The sequence below is a fragment of the Methanobrevibacter sp. genome (genome assembly GCF_015062935.1).
Lineage (GTDB): Archaea > Methanobacteriota > Methanobacteria > Methanobacteriales > Methanobacteriaceae > Methanocatella.
Map to the genome: position 1 here is coordinate 90,665 of NZ_SUTM01000008.1, position 15,696 is coordinate 106,360.

18 protein-coding genes and 1 pseudogene are annotated in these 15,696 nt (G+C 35.2%); 13 read left to right on the top strand and 6 right to left on the bottom strand.

The annotated features are described in order from the left end of the window. Positions 1 to 152 precede the first annotated feature (152 nt). On the bottom strand, positions 153 to 1,103 hold the full coding sequence (locus E7Z81_RS05340; RefSeq protein ID WP_292745074.1) for an AraC family transcriptional regulator: 951 nt from the start codon (positions 1,101 to 1,103) through the stop codon (positions 153 to 155). A 108-nt stretch (positions 1,104 to 1,211) separates the two neighbouring features. Here E7Z81_RS05340 and hisA point away from each other — a divergent pair, with 108 nt between their 5' ends. Genes hisA through pyrI form a run of 5 tightly spaced genes read left to right on the top strand, consistent with a single transcriptional unit; the run spans position 1,212 to position 4,448 of the window. Next, entirely contained in the window at positions 1,212 to 1,955 is a 744-nt protein-coding gene (gene hisA, locus E7Z81_RS05345) for a 1-(5-phosphoribosyl)-5-[(5-phosphoribosylamino)methylideneamino]imidazole-4-carboxamide isomerase (RefSeq protein WP_292745076.1), read from the top strand. Then, the gene (locus E7Z81_RS05350; protein WP_292745111.1) at positions 1,952 to 2,416 is read left to right on the top strand and encodes an FAD synthase; all 465 of its coding nucleotides are present in this window, start codon (positions 1,952 to 1,954) and stop codon (positions 2,414 to 2,416) included. Before hisA ends, E7Z81_RS05350 begins: the two co-directional genes overlap by 4 nt. 14 nt (positions 2,417 to 2,430) lie before the next feature. Then, positions 2,431 to 3,453 (top strand): N-acetyl-gamma-glutamyl-phosphate reductase, encoded by a 1,023-nt coding sequence (gene argC, locus E7Z81_RS05355; RefSeq protein ID WP_292745078.1) that lies wholly within the window; start codon positions 2,431 to 2,433, stop codon positions 3,451 to 3,453. Between the two features lie 17 nt (positions 3,454 to 3,470). Then, positions 3,471 to 3,959: a flavodoxin domain-containing protein gene (locus E7Z81_RS05360; protein WP_292745080.1), complete on the top strand. Its 489-nt coding sequence runs from the start codon at positions 3,471 to 3,473 to the stop codon at positions 3,957 to 3,959. 12 nt (positions 3,960 to 3,971) lie between these two features. Then, complete coding sequence (gene pyrI / locus E7Z81_RS05365; RefSeq protein WP_292745082.1) at positions 3,972 to 4,448, top strand: aspartate carbamoyltransferase regulatory subunit; 477 nt, start codon at positions 3,972 to 3,974, stop codon at positions 4,446 to 4,448. Between the two features lie 5 nt (positions 4,449 to 4,453). Here pyrI and E7Z81_RS05370 read toward each other — a convergent pair whose 3' ends face one another. After that, positions 4,454 to 5,665, bottom strand: coding sequence for an FAD-dependent oxidoreductase (locus E7Z81_RS05370; protein ID WP_292745084.1), 1,212 nt, complete (start codon positions 5,663 to 5,665; stop codon positions 4,454 to 4,456). Positions 5,666 to 5,779: 114 nt separating this feature from the next. Here E7Z81_RS05370 and E7Z81_RS05375 point away from each other — a divergent pair, with 114 nt between their 5' ends. From E7Z81_RS05375 to E7Z81_RS05400, 6 genes are all read left to right on the top strand, one after another. After that, the gene (locus tag E7Z81_RS05375; protein ID WP_292745085.1) at positions 5,780 to 6,214 is read left to right on the top strand and encodes a hypothetical protein; all 435 of its coding nucleotides are present in this window, start codon (positions 5,780 to 5,782) and stop codon (positions 6,212 to 6,214) included. A gap of 138 nt (positions 6,215 to 6,352) precedes the next feature. Continuing rightward, positions 6,353 to 7,726, top strand: coding sequence for a TldD/PmbA family protein (locus tag E7Z81_RS05380; RefSeq protein WP_292745086.1), 1,374 nt, complete (start codon positions 6,353 to 6,355; stop codon positions 7,724 to 7,726). After that, positions 7,723 to 8,280 carry a TIGR00296 family protein gene (locus E7Z81_RS05385; RefSeq protein ID WP_292745087.1) on the top strand — a complete coding sequence of 186 codons (558 nt, stop codon included), beginning with the start codon at positions 7,723 to 7,725 and terminating at the stop codon, positions 8,278 to 8,280. Before E7Z81_RS05380 ends, E7Z81_RS05385 begins: the two co-directional genes overlap by 4 nt. Positions 8,281 to 8,288: 8 nt before the next feature. Next, on the top strand, positions 8,289 to 9,314 hold the full coding sequence (locus E7Z81_RS05390; RefSeq protein ID WP_292745089.1) for an NOG1 family protein: 1,026 nt from the start codon (positions 8,289 to 8,291) through the stop codon (positions 9,312 to 9,314). Between the two features lie 192 nt (positions 9,315 to 9,506). Further along, on the top strand, positions 9,507 to 10,730 hold the full coding sequence (locus E7Z81_RS05395) for a nucleotide sugar dehydrogenase (RefSeq protein ID WP_292745091.1): 1,224 nt from the start codon (positions 9,507 to 9,509) through the stop codon (positions 10,728 to 10,730). A 166-nt stretch (positions 10,731 to 10,896) separates the two neighbouring features. Beyond that, positions 10,897 to 11,058 carry a hypothetical protein gene (locus tag E7Z81_RS05400; protein ID WP_292745093.1) on the top strand — a complete coding sequence of 54 codons (162 nt, stop codon included), beginning with the start codon at positions 10,897 to 10,899 and terminating at the stop codon, positions 11,056 to 11,058. A gap of 230 nt (positions 11,059 to 11,288) precedes the next feature. On the opposite strand, the gene E7Z81_RS05405 is transcribed toward E7Z81_RS05400, so the two are convergent. Beyond that, positions 11,289 to 12,317 carry a tRNA-dihydrouridine synthase gene (locus E7Z81_RS05405; RefSeq protein WP_292745095.1) on the bottom strand — a complete coding sequence of 343 codons (1,029 nt, stop codon included), beginning with the start codon at positions 12,315 to 12,317 and terminating at the stop codon, positions 11,289 to 11,291. 278 nt (positions 12,318 to 12,595) lie between these two features. Between E7Z81_RS05405 and E7Z81_RS05410 the strand changes: the two genes are divergently transcribed. Beyond that, positions 12,596 to 13,189: an Hsp20/alpha crystallin family protein gene (locus E7Z81_RS05410; protein WP_292745096.1), complete on the top strand. Its 594-nt coding sequence runs from the start codon at positions 12,596 to 12,598 to the stop codon at positions 13,187 to 13,189. Positions 13,190 to 13,394: 205 nt separating this feature from the next. Here E7Z81_RS05410 and E7Z81_RS05415 read toward each other — a convergent pair whose 3' ends face one another. Next, positions 13,395 to 13,730: a HepT-like ribonuclease domain-containing protein gene (locus E7Z81_RS05415; protein WP_292745098.1), complete on the bottom strand. Its 336-nt coding sequence runs from the start codon at positions 13,728 to 13,730 to the stop codon at positions 13,395 to 13,397. Next, positions 13,720 to 14,013, bottom strand: a complete 294-nt coding sequence (locus E7Z81_RS05420) for a nucleotidyltransferase domain-containing protein (protein WP_292745100.1) — start codon at positions 14,011 to 14,013, stop codon at positions 13,720 to 13,722. Before E7Z81_RS05420 ends, E7Z81_RS05415 begins: the two co-directional genes overlap by 11 nt. Before the next feature lie 238 nt (positions 14,014 to 14,251). Between E7Z81_RS05420 and E7Z81_RS05425 the strand changes: the two are divergent. Then, positions 14,252 to 14,458: pseudogene (locus E7Z81_RS05425) on the top strand (hypothetical protein); the annotation flags it as partial. Positions 14,459 to 14,528: 70 nt separating this feature from the next. Here the strand turns inward: E7Z81_RS05425 and E7Z81_RS05430 are convergent. Continuing rightward, positions 14,529 to 15,539 carry an SIS domain-containing protein gene (locus E7Z81_RS05430; RefSeq protein WP_292745102.1) on the bottom strand — a complete coding sequence of 337 codons (1,011 nt, stop codon included), beginning with the start codon at positions 15,537 to 15,539 and terminating at the stop codon, positions 14,529 to 14,531. Positions 15,540 to 15,696 lie beyond the last annotated feature (157 nt).

The window sequence follows — 15,696 nt, forward strand, 5'->3', positions numbered from 1 at the left end:
AAAATTGCTTAAAAAAGAAATAAAAGCCTAAATTAAAGTAGTTTTGTTAAAATTAATTAGGTGAACCAATATTCAATTTAAAGTATGAATAAAATTAGTATATAAATATTTTTGAACTGAAAAGGCGATTACTATACCAAAAAGACAAAAGATTATTTTCTAAATTCGGAAGGTGTGCAGCCGATATAATCCTTGAATGCCTGACTAAATTTGGAAGGTGATGAATAACCTACCCTTTTTGAAATTTCAGAAATTGTCAGCTCATCCTGTTCAATCAGTTTGCAGGCATAATCAAGCCGGTACTCCTTTCTCCATCTAAAAATCGGCTTTCCGTAAACTTCCCTGAAACAATTTTTAAGTGAGGTCTTGCTGATTGCATATTTTGAAGCCAGCTCATCAATGGTGATTTGACTTTCCAGGTCATTTATTAAATCATTCTTAACGTTTTCAACAATATCTGCCTGTTTTCTTGAAAGAGAGATTTTATCATTGTCCCTGAACTCGGTAATTGAGAAAAACAAAAGCAGCTCGATGCATTTCAGTCTGAAATAATCCAGTTTAATACGCTCATCAACATCATAAAGCTCACCGATTACATGGTCAATGCGTTCATTGGCCCTTACTAAAACATAACCGTTGTTTTTCATTAAACCTTCATAAAACTCAACTATATCAAAATCGGGAAGATATCTTTTGATGTATTCATTTGCAACATCAATGTCCATGAAAATCTCCAAACCCTTATAATATCCCAGCGGAAAATCGGAAACAGATTTTGTAACATCGGAAATGCTTATGCACAAATCTCCTTTTTCAAAGTATATTATCCTGTCATCCCCGACCTGATAGGCATATCTGCCTGAAGCACAGTGGTTGATTTCAAGCATCCTTGATGAGATGTTATCCTCGAAAAAAACATTTTCCATATTTTCAACGTGCATATCAATATAGGACAAGATTATTCCGGGAAATATTGAATAGGTTTCCATTTTGCCGTATTCCGCATTTTTTCCCAGTTCAACAACCTTTTTGATTCCTTCATCTATAATATTGAAATCAGAAACAAGAATATCATCAAACATGTTGTAGAGATTTTCATTCATGAGAATATTTTTGAGTTCGATTTTATTTAAAATGAACAGAAACAATACATATAAATGATTTCAAAACAAAAAATTATATTATAATAAAATATTACAGGGAAAATGTAAATGTCATTTAAAAACGATGAAATGTTAATAATGCCTGCTGTAGACATTAAGAATGGAAAATGCGTGCAGCTAGTTCAGGGCGAACCTGGAAGTGAAATGGTTGAAATAGAAAATCCCGAAAAAGTCGCTAAGCACTGGGAAGATTTGGGAGCTAAAAACATCCATGTTATTGATTTGGATGGAACCATCAATGGCGTGGCAAGTTTTGATATTATCAAAAAGATATTGAAAGAAGTATCAGTTCCAATCCAGCTTGGAGGAGGAATCAGAAGCCTTGAATATGCCCGCCAACTATTGGACCTTGACATAGAAAGACTAATCATCGGAACCATGGGGATTCAGCATCCTGAGACAATTACTGCATTATCAGATGAATACGGTTCCGACAGGATAATGATTTCCCTTGACAGCAAGGACAACAAGGTTGTTATTAAAGGCTGGCAGGAAAAGATAGACAAAAGTCCTGTTGAGCTTTCAGCCGAGTTCAAGGAACATGGCGCAGGAAGCATTCTGTTTACAAACGTTGACGTTGAAGGCCTTTTAGGCGGATTTTACACAGACCCTGTTGAAGAGCTTAAAAAATCAGTGGATTTACCTATTGTTTATTCAGGCGGAATCACCACAATAGACGACATTAAAAAGCTGAATGAAAGTGGTGTTGAAGGAATAGTTATCGGTTCCGCCCTTTATAAAAATAAAATTGATTTGACTGAAGCTTTAAAATATCAAAAGAGGATAATATAATGAAAGTAATGGCGACCGGAACATTCGATATACTCCACCCTGGCCACGGTGTTTACCTGGAAGAATCCAAGAAATTAGGTGGAGAAGATGCTGAGCTTTATGTTGTTGTAGCAAGAGACGCTACCGTTGAAAGACGCAAAAGAGTGCCGATTGTAGGTGAAGAGCAAAGATTGGAGTTAATCAAAATGCTTAAACCTGTTACTGACGCATTTCTGGGAGATGCAAATGGGGATGTTTTCAAGATAGTTCGAGAAATCGACCCTGACATCATAACCGTCGGCGCAGATCAAAATCATGACATTGCTAAACTGCAGGCAGCTATTGACAAAAGAGGTTTGAAAGCCAAGGCAGTGCGTATTGAAAAGTACAGGGACTGCCAGCTTGACAGCAGCTGCAAGATTATTCGTAAAATTCAAAATACCGATTTTAAAGGAAAAATAATGGATCATTGTGATGATTAAGGAGGAAAATAAATATGTTTAAAGTAGCTATAATAGGAGCAAGCGGATATACTGGAGGAGAACTTTTAAGAATGCTTTTAAACCATCCTGAAGTGGAAGTAACAGACATCACTTCAAGACAATATGATGGAGTTCCAGCACATAAAATCCACCCCCACATTAGAGATTCAGGACTCACATTTACAAACAAAAGTCCAGGGGATTTGGATGCGGATGTTGCATTTACAGCAACTCCTCACGGAGCATCAATGAAAATCGTTCCGGAACTTCTGGATGCAGGAATGAAAGTAGTTGACTTAAGCGGAGACTACAGATACCGTGACACTGCAGTATATGAAAAATGGTATGGAATGGAACATACCGACAAGGAAAACAAGGGAGTTTTCGGTCTTCCTGAACTTTACAGGGATGAAATCAAAAAAACAGACCTTGTAGCAAATCCGGGATGCTTCCCGACAGGAGCAATCTTATCATCCTATCCGTTAGTTAAAAACAATCTGGTTGACAGAATCATCATCGATTCAAAAACAGGAGTTAGCGGAGCAGGGGTTAATCCGTCAGCAACCACACATTATCCTAATATTGCAGACAACGTTAATCCGTACAAAATATCTTCACACAGACACATGTCTGAAATCCAGCAGGAACTTCACGGTTTTGAAGACGTTAAAGTATCATTCACACCGCACCTTGTACCTGTTATCAGAGGCATTCAAACTACAAGCCATAGCTTTTTAAATGATGAAAATATAGATATTACAGCAGAAGAAATTCGTGAACTTTACATCAAGGAATACGGTGAAGAATTCTTTATTAAACTTATGGATGAAGGCGAAATTCCACACCTGAGTTCAGTCAGAGGATCCAACTTTGTACATATCGGAGGATTTGAAATAGATGAAACCGGAAGACTGGTTATGCTTTCAGTAATCGACAATCTCGTTAAAGGAGCATCCGGTCAGGCAATACAGAACATGAACATTATCCTCGGAATTGACGAAACTTTAGGTTTAACACATTTCGGACTGCATCCTTAATCAAAAAGAGGGATATGATGAAAAAATTAATAATTTATTACTCGCAAGGAGGAAAAACCGATTTGGTTGCAAGAACATTAGCTAAAAACTTGCATGCAGATTTGCTCAGAGTCATTGACTTGAAAAATCGTGAAGGTTTTAAAAATAAATTATTTGCTTCAATTAATGCATTTAGAGAAACCAAAACTGAAATTGCACCTAAAAGTGTTGATTTGACACCATACAGTACAATTTACTTTGGAACTCCAACATGGAACGGGAATCCTACACCTGCAATCATAACCATGATTGACAGATGTGATTTAAAAGGAAAGGACGTTATTCTGTTTGCAACCATGGATTCCAACAGAGGAGAGTCAAACGTTAAAAGGCTTGAAGAAAAAGTTAAAATGCGTGGAGCAAGAGTTATTGAAAGCTTTACAATTGCAACAAAAGATAAAACACCTGAAAAACTGGCGCATGATACCGAAGCGGTTATTGAAATAAAAGATTTGAAAATGTATTAACTGGTGGATTAAATGTCAAAAGATAAATCCGAACTAAAAATCAAGGCTATTGAAAACGGTACAGTGATAGACCACATTACTGCAAATAAGGCGCTGCACATCCTTAATGTGTTAGGGCTTCCAGATGAAGACACTCAGAATGTTACAATAGCTATGAATGTTTCTTCATCTGAAATTGGAAGAAAAGACATTTTAAAAATTGAAAACAGAGAACTGGACCACAGGGAACTTAATCAGGTTGCATTGATTGCTCCAAAGGCTACCATTAACATTATCAGGGATTACGAACCTGTTAAAAAAGATAAAATCCTGCTTCCTGAAAAAATCACTTCTATCCTTAAGTGTACAAATCCTAAATGCATTACAAATTATGAAAATGAGCCTATAACACCTATTTTTAATGTAATTGAAAAAAATCCTCCTGTTGTCAGGTGTCATTACTGTGAAAAATTAATAAAAACAGAAGATATCGAAAAACAATTCGAATAATCTTCTTATTTATTTTTTAATAGATAATCAGCCAGTCTTTTAGCCAATGCAAGAATTGTTAAAATTGGAGGTTTTCCCGGAGAAACCGGAAGCACACTTGCATCACATACAAACAGGTTATGTATTTCACTTTCAAGATTGCTGTCAACCGCTTTTCCTATTTTTACTGTTCCGCCAGGGTGAGCTCCCCTGTAAACGGTTGAACCGATTGTATTAGGGTCAACTCCCATTTTTTCTAAAATAAAACCTGCTGTTGCCACACCTTCAGCCAGATATCTTATATCTTCAATTGTATTGACCTTCTGGACAAATCCGTCACTGCTAACATATCCTTTGGACTCGTCAGGTGTTTTAACCATTATTGAAAATATGTCCTTATCTTCGACATCGGGATTGTCAATGTTGCCTTTAATGAATGATGAGAAATGAGGGGACAAAACGAAGTTTTTGCCTTTAACAAGACCGGTCATTTGAACTTCAGTGTTGAAATTGATGTCTTTAAGATATCCTCCCACACTTACAAATGGATCAAAGAAAAGTTCACGGCCTATTCCGGTCAGTCCCATATTTTTCATGATTACGGGAGTCTGTATTGCACCGGCACATAATACGATTTTATTGGATTTAATGAGATGCTCTTCATTGTCCTTGACATATTTTACACCGCTTGCAGCCATATTGCACAGGATTATGTCTGTCACTTCAGCGCCGCAAATCAGTTCGGCACCTGCTTCGACCGCTTCGTCAATGAAATCCTTTGCTGTCCATTTTGCATCTACAGGACATCCGAATGCACATTTACCGCATTGGATACAGTCCTCTTCACGGATAGCTTTCGGCATTTTTACAACATCCAGACCCAGATCACGGGCGGCATCCAAAAACATCTGACTGCCTTTTCCAATATGGGAATCATCAAGTTCATGTACACCAATTAAATTTTCCACGTATTCATATTCTTCAGTCAAATCTATGCCGAATTCATGGAGTTCTTCATCAAGAGCTCTTACCATATTGGCCATTGATACGACTGTAGAACCACCTACACAGGTTGTTGACAGCAAATCAACATCAGGAGTATATTTATCATAATAATTGGCCGCATCCCTTGTTTCTGCATATGGACCTTTTTCTAGAATTACTACTTTTTGACCGTTTTTGGCTAGTTCACGAGCTAGAATCCCACCACCAGCACCGGTCCCGACAATGACAATCATATTCTCACCAGTATATATCACTTGTTATATAACTCGTTTTTAATATAAAAAACTTGGCAAAACAAATCGGCAAATTTATTTAGGCATTCCTAAAAATATTTAAATGGTGATAAAATGAAAATTTCAAAAATATTGATTGCAGCTTTAATTTTAATTTGCGCAATAGGAATCGTATCCGCTGCAGAATTACCTAACCTGCAAGTGCCTGATACATTCAAAGACCTAGGCGGTGGAAGTTACAGCAATGAAGCAGACGACATAGAAATAGACATATTCAATGATACTGACTTGAAAAGCTATTTCACAAACGATACAGCAACAAAACTAACAGTTACTCCTGGAAAAATCAACAATACCTATAATTTCACCGACGGCGTAAACGAATTATTTGGAATTTGCGAACTGGTAAAAATCAACGATGACCAATACGTAATACAAGTTTGGGCCAACAGCGATTCAAGCGACACCAGTTTAGACAGATTCTACGATGCACTGGAACAAGTAAACAAATTAAACAACATAACCCCTGAAGACGCATCAACCTTATGAGATAATGTCATCTGACATTATTTCAATTTCTTTTTTTAATTTTTCAACCCAAATTCATCACTAAAAATCATTGAAAAAAACTTTTATTAAGCATTAAAAACTATATATATTACATTAATAAAAGTTTGAGGGATTTAAATGGATGAATATATTTCTTTATTTGAAAAAGTTATAGAAAAAACAGCCCCCAAAGTAGATTACATTGATATCCGTTCCGGAATTAGTGATAACACATCCATATTGATGAAAGACGGAAATGTAGATGAAATCAACACTGGAATGAGTTTAGGTGCAAGAATAAGAGTGTTGAACAATGGAGCTTGGGGATTTGCATACACAACAGACTTATCAAAAATCAATGACATTACTGAAACTGCAATCAAATTATCCAAATCACTTAAAGGAGACGTTAAACTAAGTGAAAGTGAGGTAATTAAAGACAAACTTGCAGTCGATGTAAAAATACCATTCAAAGACGTTTCAATTGATGAGAAAAAGGAAATAATGAAAGACGCAAGTGATGCCGCCACTATCGAAAAGGTAAACAGTACCACAGTGGGATACAATGACAGTGAAATAAACGAACTGTTCATGAACAGCGAAGGATCCGAAATCCAGGTCAAGACATCAAGAATCAGAATGGCATTGAACGCATCTGCAACTGACGGTGAAATAATCCAATTCGGCCACGGAAGCCTTGGTGGAGTTAAAGGATTTGAAGTGATTGCAGATACCGACATTGAAGAATTTGGAAGAAACATCGGCGAAAAAGCAGTTAGACTGCTTGATGCAAAACCTGCACCTTCAGGACAGTTTACAGTAGTGGCTGACCCAGAACTTACAGGAGTCCTGATTCACGAAGCACTTGGACACGCCACTGAAGGGGATTTAATACTTCAAAACGATTCAATCCTTAAAGACAGAGTCGGTGAGCAGATAGCATCAGACATTGTCAATATCTTCGATGATGCAAGCCGCAAGGACGGATTCGGATACTACCCGTATGATGTTGAAGGTGTAAAAACAAAACCTAACCAGCTGGTTAAGGACGGGAAACTGATATCCCTTTTAAATTCAAGAGAAACAGCATCCCAGTTAGGCATGCAATCATCAGGAAATGCAAGATCAATCATTGCAGACAAACCAATCGTCAGAATGAGTAATACCTACCTGCAGCCTGGAGACAATAGCTTTGAGGAACTGCTTGAAGACATTCCTAACGGAATATATCTTAAAGGTTCCAGAGGAGGGCAAGTGGACACAGGTAAAGGAATATTCCAGTTCAATGCTGCAGAAGGATACATGATTGAAAACGGAGAGTTGAAAACACCTCTAAGAGACGTTTCACTTTCAGGAAACATTTTAGAAACCCTGAAAAACATTGACGCCATTGGAAATGACTTTAGATTAAGTGTAGGATTCTGTGGAAAAGACGGCCAGACCGCACCAGTAGGTGACGGAGGACCTCACACAAGAATATTGAACGCTTTAGTTGGAGGAATGGGACAATGATATCAGAAAGAGCAGGAAATTATTTGGTGAACCTAGCTAAAGAGGCTATCGGACATTACATAGAAACTAAAGAAAGACTGGAAATACCTGAAGATTACCCTATTGAACTGGATGAAAAACTAGGAGTTTTTGTTACATTAAACAAAAACAATGCACTAAGAGGCTGTATCGGTTATGCAGAACCTATTGAAACTGCAATCAATGCAACAATCGATGTGGCTATTGCCGCCGCTTTCAACGATCCAAGATTCAGTGCAGTTACAAAAGACGAATTCCAAATTCTTGATTTTGAAGTGACCGTTTTAACCAGACCTGAACTGATTGAAGTGGCACATCCGGACCAGTACTTTGAAGAAATTGAAATTGGAGTTGACGGACTGATTATCCAAAAAGGATATTCAAGAGGCCTTTTACTTCCGCAGGTAGCTGTTGAAAACGCATTTGGAGTTGAAGAGTTTTTAGAACAGACATGCATGAAGGCAGGAATCAGCGCAGACAGCTGGATGGATGAAAGCTGTGACGTGTACAGATTCCAGGGACAGATATTTAAATAGTGATAAAAATGATGATACCAACCATACCTACGACTAAAGAACTGTTGGACAAGGGATTTAGTCGAGGAAAAAAACAAGCTGACTTATTGAGAGGTCAAAAGATACCTAAACACTTGAAAGGTAAAAGAATTGAAGAGAGAAGAGTTGTTACTTCCTGTCAGGTTATTAAAGATAAACTAAAATCAATACTGGATTCAGTTCCTGAAATTGAAAGCCTTCATCCCTTTTATCAGGACTACATTGACATTACCGTAGGAGTGGATGATATGAAACAGGCTCTTGGAGGACTTAACTGGGCTTATGGAATTATCACCCAACTTGAAAAAGAATACGGTGCTAAAATCAGGAAAAATCCTTCTGAAAGAGCAACTTCAATTCAAAAGGAAGCTTACGGTAGAATCGCTTCAGTTGTAGGTAAAATTGAAAAGAATCTGGACTTTTTAGATTTTGCAAAACAGAATTTAAGAAACATGCCTACAATTGATTTTGATGCAACAACCATTGTAATAGCCGGTTTTCCGAATGTGGGCAAATCCACACTTCTAAGACAGATTACAGGTGCTGACCCTCAGGTTGCAAACTATCCGTTTACCACAAAAGGTATTCAGATTGGACATACCGAGATGCACTGGAGAAGCATACAGATTATCGACACACCTGGGCTTCTCGACAGGCCGGTTCTCGAAATGAATGACATTGAGATGAACGCTATTGTTGCACTTGAACATTTGGCTGATGCAATCTTATTTATATTTGATGCATCCGAGACCTGCGGTTTCCATCTGGACAACCAGTATAACCTGTTAAAGCAGATTGAAAAGATTTTCTCTGAAATTCCGGTATATTACCTTTTCAACAAAATGGATCTGGTTGAGGATTCAGAGTATCTCAATGAATATATTGACAATGAAGAAAACTCAATTTTCATCTCTGCAATTGAAGGTGAAGGAATTGATGAAATCAACAAGGTCATACGTACTATAAAGAAAATTGACCGCACAGTTGATGAAGAAGATGATGATGAATATTACTGATTAAATTCAGAAACTTTTGTATGCGGTTGAAAAATCGCATGCTTTCAACATCATTCAATTTTAATGCTTATTTTATACTTAAATAATACTCATAAAGTTTTTAAAATAAGAACAATAAACTATCAAATGAATATTTCCATTTAAAAATAAAAATGGGAATAAAATAAAATGTATGAAAGGAGACAATTTAAAATGAAAATTACAGTTGCCGGTGTAGGATATGTAGGGCTTTCCCTTGCTGTTCTACTAGCTCAAAAACATGACGTTACTGCAATTACAACAACTGAATCAAAAGCAGAAAAATTAAATCAGTTTTACAGCCCGATTCAGGATGATGAAATAGAAAGATTCTTTAAAGAAACCCGTGAAGGCAAACGTGAACTACATCTTCACACAACCACCGACAAGGAAGCGGCCTACAAGAGTGCTGATCTTGTCATTATTGCTACACCAACAAATTATGATGACGTTAACCATTTCTTTGACACCTCCGCAGTTGAGGATGCAATTGAATGGACACTTAAAGTAAATCCTGATGTTTTAATGGTTATCAAATCCACAATTCCAGTAGGATACACCGAATCCGTCCGTGAAAAGTACGGAATCAAAAACATCATATTCTCACCTGAATTCCTTCGTGAGTCAAAAGCACTTTATGACAACCTCCATCCAAGCAGAATCGTTGTCGGATGTGACGATGACCAGAAAGAAGAAGGACAGATGTTTGCAGACCTCCTTTTAGAAGGTGCAAGAGAAGAGGAAAAAAGAGCAGGACTGGCTGAACAGGACATTCCTATTTTACTTGCCCATCTAACAGAAGCTGAAGCTATCAAACTGTTTGCAAACACATATCTCGCAGTCAGGGTCAGCTACTTCAATGAGCTTGATACCTATGCACAGACCAAAGGTTTGGACACACAGATGATTATTGACGGAGTATGTATGGACCCACGTATCGGAGGACACTACAACAACCCTTCATTCGGATACGGCGGATACTGTCTTCCTAAAGATACAAAACAGTTACTTGCAAACTATAAGGACGTTCCACAGACCATGATTGAAGCTGTAGTACATTCCAACTCTGTTCGTAAGGAATTCATTGCCGATCAAATCATTTCAAGAAATCCTAAAACAGTCGGCGTTTACAGACTTACCATGAAGAGTAACAGTGACAATTTCCGTGCATCCGCTATTCAGGGCGTCATGAAACGTATCAAAGCGGAAGGAATACCAATTATCATCTACGAACCTACACTTGATGACGGAAGCGAATTTTTCAAATCAGAAGTTGTAAATGACATTGACCGTTTCAAGTCAGAAAGTGATGTAATCCTTGCAAACCGTTTTGATGCAGATATTCTCGGAGATGTTGCAGACAAGGTTTACACAAGAGATTTATTCAGAAGAGACTGAACAAATTTAAAAGTGTTTAATACCCTTAAACACTAACTATTTTTTATTTTTTTCCACCTGCCCACCATAATTATTGAACATAAAAGTCAAAATTATACAAATTAATGAATAATTTAAATATTATTAACTTCATATATAACATTGAAAATATTATGGAGGTAAAAAAATGGAAAGCTGGAAAAGCAGCATGCTTACAGGAATATTCTTTTTGATACTTGCAATAGCTTTAGCGATATATAACGGAAAAATCACTGCCGGAACAATTGCAATGCTCATACTAACCCTTATAGGCATGGCCAATGCAATGAGATTAAAGCCGAAAAATTAGCCTTAATCATCGACTAAAAATAACTTTCAATCTATTTTTTTTCATATTTACAACACCACCCCACAATTTAAATTCTGGCTATTTAAACTTCATTCCATATCTCTTTTTACCATAATTTTGCGATAAACTGATTATTTTTCATACAAATGTTAAAATAACGATAAATTCAAAATTAAGGAATTCATTTTCCTTATTTTTTTCTTTTTTTAAAACTACCTATTAAAAATCAATTATGATTTTTTGTAATATTCTGGACTGCATGGCTTTAAATGACAGGTGCTTGTTTTTTTCGCATAGCAGTTGTGACATGTCTGACAAAAGCTTTCACCATTCCCGCTGACCTGCCATTCAACAAGAAAGCTGGGATCGGCTATAAATGGCCTTTGCATTGAAATGAAATCAATATCTGTTTGATTTAAAATTTCATTAATTTTATTTTGGGTGTTAAGCCCTCCACCGTAAATTACAGGAATATCCACTTCTTTTATAATTCTTTCTGCCGCTTCCACCAGCGGAATTTCACCAGCATTATCACGAGTTAAAACATACTGGGAATGAGGACAGGTAATCTGAAGTGAATCTGCACCATGTTTTTCAAGCAATTTTGCAATTTCAATTGCTTCATCAACGGTCAATCCGTCTCTATCAAATGCATTGATTCTGCAGTTTATATGGAGTTTAGTGTTCTGTTTTAAAACTTTAATTATTTCAAGAATCATGCGCAGGCGATTCAGTGTGTTTCCACCATAATTATCCTCACGCCTGTTAACTGAGGGGTTTAAAAAATGACTGAAGAAAAAACTGTTACCCATTGCAATTTGGATACCGTCAAAACCTGCAAAATCAAATTTTTGAGCAGCAATAATGAAATCAGTTTGTATTTTTCTTATATCCTCAACTGACAAGTCATTCACACTAACGTTTTGTTCCAGTCTTTTGTTGCACTCAACGAAACCCAATTGGGCGAAAATTGGAACTCCATAGATATGAACCATTTCAGTCAAATCCTTAGCTTCACGCACAAAACGGGTGTAGTTGGTTGTAAGAGCATATTTCGAATAGGCATCACGGGCAATGAAAGTGAACAGTTCAGTAATTATCAATCCAACACCGCTTGCAGCGATGTTTTCATATCTAGTATATATTTCAGGAGTAAAATTACCTGCAGATTCCCTTTCTGATTCCCACAAACCGGTTCTGATGACTCTGCTGTTAAGCTTTAAATCTCCAAAATCACAGTAATCAAACAAATCTTTCATAATTATAATTAAGATTTATTCATATTAAAGAATTTGATAAATCTTATTTAAATGTGATTTTATGTAAAAAAATGAATAATAATAAAAAAATCAAATTAATGTCTTATTGCACAGTAATCTCTACAATACACAGATGATAAAAAAAATAAAGTGCTACAACCACATATGATAAAATATGAATAGAATTATTTTTTAGTAACTTTAAGTAAATTTAATCGATAAGTTTATATACTAACAAAAAGTAAATAAAACATAATTAATATTTAGGATGTGAAATTATGGTTGATTCCGAAACAATCGAAACTAAAATTTCAGACAAAAAAGAAGAATTTGATGAAAAAGTTGATGAAACTAAAGACAAATTCGATGAAATGAAAGAAGAAACATGGGAAAAATACGAAGAAAGAAAAGAAAAAAGCAAAAACATTGCTGACAACATGATTAACGATTTAGGTAAAACTATTGATGAAATCAAAGACAGCCTTAAAAACATGCAAAAAAATGCTGATCAAAAATACAAAGACTACAAAAAGGCTACTGTACAAACCTTAGACATCGACCTCGTTGAAACTCCTGATGTTTACTACATCAAAGCTGCAGTCCCAGGCGTTGCTAAAAAAGATGTAATCATCGAAGCAGGCGACAACGACATTACTATCGAAGCTACATTCGAACCTTTCATTGATGAATTCGATGAAGAAGATGAAGCAGAAGAAATCGTTTCAGCTATAAAAACTGGAAGATGTGTTAAAACCGTAAGGTTTGAAAACAGCATTGATATTGAAAACATCAAAGCAAAATACGCTAAAGGAATTATTAAAATTACCTTACCAAAATTAATCATACCAAAACATAAAGTAACTGTAGAATAATTATTCTACATTATTTTCTCTTTTTTTTAAGCGTGAAAATTTTATAGGCTTATTTTATTTTAATTTTTTACACATAAAAGTAGTAAGTAAATGATTTTCCAATCAGTTATTTCATGTAACATTATGAATTTTCAATTAGTTATTTTTGATATTTAATTTATAGATTTTATACTCTTTTATAAAGAAAGTAAAGTAAAAATAGTTTCTATAATAATGGCAACAAGCTTTGTTTTAATTCTGGAAGTTCATCAGTTATGGTGTGCCATAATACCTCAAATTCAAAATGTTCATATTGATGAGCCGCAAAGTTTCTCATACCTTTTATTTGCCTCCACGGGATATTATCATTCTCTTGTTTAAATTCATCAGATAATCTTGAAACATATTCCCCAATTTGAACAATGCACATGCTTGTTGATAACTGAAAAGATTTTGATGATTGAAATACTGCATAATCTCTTTCATATTCATCCAATAGACTGTCAACAATATCACAGTATTCAATAATCTTTTGAATATAGAAAATGTCATTATTTTTCATAAATAAGAACTCCATCTTTTTTTATTATTGCTAAAAATTTTTTATCTTCAATTCCCGTTGATACAACATCAACATGACAATGAAAAATATCCTCCAAATCTTGAACAAAGCCCATATAATCCAATAACCCTTTAATGTCTCCACGATCAATGAAAAAATCCAAGTCACTATCCTCTTTAGCTTCACCTCGAGCATAAGACCCAAATAAACTCATACTATCAACACCATATGCCTGAGCGATTGGAATAGCTTTTTCTTTAATTTCTTCAATGGTATAAATCATGAAAAACCACCTTTTCAGTGATAATATATTCATTTTCATCTATAATAAATTCTTTGAAAATTCGAGTCTGTAAAATTTTATAGGCTTTTTTCAAATTTTATTTTTTTTACACTTGAAATTTCACTTCGGTAAAAATTCTTCCTAATTTTTATTTAATTTGAAAATAAACAATTAAAAAATAGTAAATTACTAAAATAAGTTATGATAAATAATATTTTATGATTAAACAAACAAATCTATCTTCAATAGTAATATAGACTTTATACAACTTAAACTTTTTGATTTTTCTGAGGAAAAAATTGATCAAGAAAAAATCATTTCAGAAAGACTCAATAAAAAACCAAAAATATAAAATACAAATCAAAAACTATTTTTAGATGAAAATAACACTTTTAAATATAATAATCCAATTTGTCCAGTTTGTGGAAGCCATAAAATAATTAAATAAGCCTATAAAATTTTACAGACTCCTTTTTTAAAAAATAAAAATAGTAAATGTAGTAAAACTACATTTTTTAGTATCTGACTTTTCCGATGTGTCTTGTTGCACCTGGATCTTCTCCGTTAAAGTGTGCAAGGTAATATACGAACCATTCAAGTGGAATTACCATTATGAATGGAGATAACAGTTTGTCCACATCTGCATAGTCTTTCAGGTCAAACAATATTGTTTTTGCTTCAAGATTTTCACAAAAGTCAATAGCTTTTTGGGTTATTACGTCAGATTCCAAATCAGACCTTAAAATTATAATCGGAACATCTTTTTCAGCCCTTTCAATAAGGCCGTGCCTGAATTCGGCAGAATATTCAGGGCATGCATGTTTGATGGCTCCTTCCATGAGCATTGTCATTGCAAGCTTGTATGCAAGACCGAAGTTCGGACCGCTTCCTAAACAGTAGAAGATGTCTTCACCTGCATATTTTTCGGCAAGTTCTCTGTTTTCATCTTCTGTCATTAAAAGAAGTTTTTCAAGCATTTTCGGCATGTCAAGCAATTCAGCTATAAGTTCTGTCTTGTTTTCATAATCTGATGCTTTAAACAGGATGTAATAAAGACTTGCTAATTGGGTAATGTAGGTTTTTGTACCTAAAATAGCTGTTTCTGTTTCACACCTGGTTGCGATTGGAGTTTTAGCTTCTTTTATCATTGAGCTTTCAGGTTCGTTTGAAATAGAAACTGTGTGCAGTCCATACTCATTAGCTTTCCTTAATGCTGCTAAAGTATCTGCGGTTTCACCTGACTGGGATGTAAATATTGCTATTGAATTCTCGTTTTCAATTAATTTCTTGTTGTAGCAGAATTCATAACCAGCATACACTTCAATGTCTATATTTGTACTGGACATTCTGATTGCGTCACGAACGCTGTAGCAGGTGGAAATTGAGCTTCCGCATCCCACCAGATAAACTTTATCCGCATCCATGACAAGCTGTGAAACTTCATCCATTTTTGGAAGTTCACTTTCGAAAGTCCTCTGAAGTGAATCTGGCTGTTCCATCATTTCGTCATACATTTTATATTTCATAGCTTAAACTCCTTTAAAATTAAATATTATAATTAATATATTGTTAATTAACATATAAAAAGGTTTTTTAAAAAAATATTACGGCACTTTCAAAAACTTAAGTGATTTTTAGAAAATCGCATTGTCCTCATCCCAATACCTCAGTTTTAAGTCAAAT

What these genes read in the sequence shown, in the direction of transcription:
- E7Z81_RS05360 (WP_292745080.1), top strand. Translation starts at nt 3,471, where the DNA reads ATGAAAAAATTAATAATTTATTACTCGCAAGGAGGAAAAACCGATTTG.
- E7Z81_RS05380 (WP_292745086.1), top strand. Translation starts at nt 6,353, where the DNA reads ATGGATGAATATATTTCTTTATTTGAAAAAGTTATAGAAAAAACAGCC.
- E7Z81_RS05420 (WP_292745100.1), bottom strand. Translation starts at nt 14,013, where the DNA reads ATGATTTATACCATTGAAGAAATTAAAGAAAAAGCTATTCCAATCGCT.
- E7Z81_RS05390 (WP_292745089.1), top strand. Translation starts at nt 8,289, where the DNA reads ATGATGATACCAACCATACCTACGACTAAAGAACTGTTGGACAAGGGA.
- hisA (WP_292745076.1), top strand. Translation starts at nt 1,212, where the DNA reads ATGTCATTTAAAAACGATGAAATGTTAATAATGCCTGCTGTAGACATT.
- E7Z81_RS05375 (WP_292745085.1), top strand. Translation starts at nt 5,780, where the DNA reads ATGAAAATTTCAAAAATATTGATTGCAGCTTTAATTTTAATTTGCGCA.
- pyrI (WP_292745082.1), top strand. Translation starts at nt 3,972, where the DNA reads ATGTCAAAAGATAAATCCGAACTAAAAATCAAGGCTATTGAAAACGGT.
- E7Z81_RS05385 (WP_292745087.1), top strand. Translation starts at nt 7,723, where the DNA reads ATGATATCAGAAAGAGCAGGAAATTATTTGGTGAACCTAGCTAAAGAG.
- argC (WP_292745078.1), top strand. Translation starts at nt 2,431, where the DNA reads ATGTTTAAAGTAGCTATAATAGGAGCAAGCGGATATACTGGAGGAGAA.
- E7Z81_RS05395 (WP_292745091.1), top strand. Translation starts at nt 9,507, where the DNA reads ATGAAAATTACAGTTGCCGGTGTAGGATATGTAGGGCTTTCCCTTGCT.
- E7Z81_RS05370 (WP_292745084.1), bottom strand. Translation starts at nt 5,665, where the DNA reads ATGATTGTCATTGTCGGGACCGGTGCTGGTGGTGGGATTCTAGCTCGT.
- E7Z81_RS05400 (WP_292745093.1), top strand. Translation starts at nt 10,897, where the DNA reads ATGGAAAGCTGGAAAAGCAGCATGCTTACAGGAATATTCTTTTTGATA.
- E7Z81_RS05340 (WP_292745074.1), bottom strand. Translation starts at nt 1,103, where the DNA reads ATGAATGAAAATCTCTACAACATGTTTGATGATATTCTTGTTTCTGAT.
- E7Z81_RS05410 (WP_292745096.1), top strand. Translation starts at nt 12,596, where the DNA reads ATGGTTGATTCCGAAACAATCGAAACTAAAATTTCAGACAAAAAAGAA.
- E7Z81_RS05405 (WP_292745095.1), bottom strand. Translation starts at nt 12,317, where the DNA reads ATGAAAGATTTGTTTGATTACTGTGATTTTGGAGATTTAAAGCTTAAC.
- E7Z81_RS05415 (WP_292745098.1), bottom strand. Translation starts at nt 13,730, where the DNA reads ATGAAAAATAATGACATTTTCTATATTCAAAAGATTATTGAATACTGT.
- E7Z81_RS05430 (WP_292745102.1), bottom strand. Translation starts at nt 15,539, where the DNA reads ATGAAATATAAAATGTATGACGAAATGATGGAACAGCCAGATTCACTT.